This window comes from Escherichia sp. AM3, from assembly GCF_032029835.1.
GTDB classification, from domain to species: Bacteria; Pseudomonadota; Gammaproteobacteria; order Enterobacterales; family Enterobacteriaceae; genus Escherichia; species Escherichia coli.
Genome location: NZ_JAVUPQ010000992.1, coordinates 1 through 270 on the forward strand (window position 1 = coordinate 1; position 270 = coordinate 270).

Annotated in this window: 1 protein-coding gene; it reads right to left on the reverse strand. The window is 58.1% G+C overall.

Annotation, left to right across the window (positions count from 1 at the left end):
* Positions 1-270 (reverse strand): DotU/TssL family secretion system protein (locus tag RTW80_RS29385; protein ID WP_312721646.1); only part of this gene is annotated, 270 nt, incomplete at both ends.

A 270-nucleotide genomic window follows, 5' to 3' on the forward strand; every position in this document is an offset into this window, starting at 1 on the left:
GTGCAGGCGCGGGTTCCTGTAACACCTGCTTCATACGCTCGTACAGCAGTTCGCCTGCCTGCAGGGTGTTGAAGAAATGTGACTGCAATGGATTCTTCATCCAGATGGCCTGACCGTCGTCCATGCCGCCACGACTCAGGACTGTTTCGTCCAGCAGGGCGCACTGTGCGTAAGTAATGTGCTCCACGCTCTCCTGGCTAAACCCGGCATCTTTCAGGCGTTCGCGGACCAGTTCCACCTGCCGCTGGCAGTGGCGATACAGCTCCATAC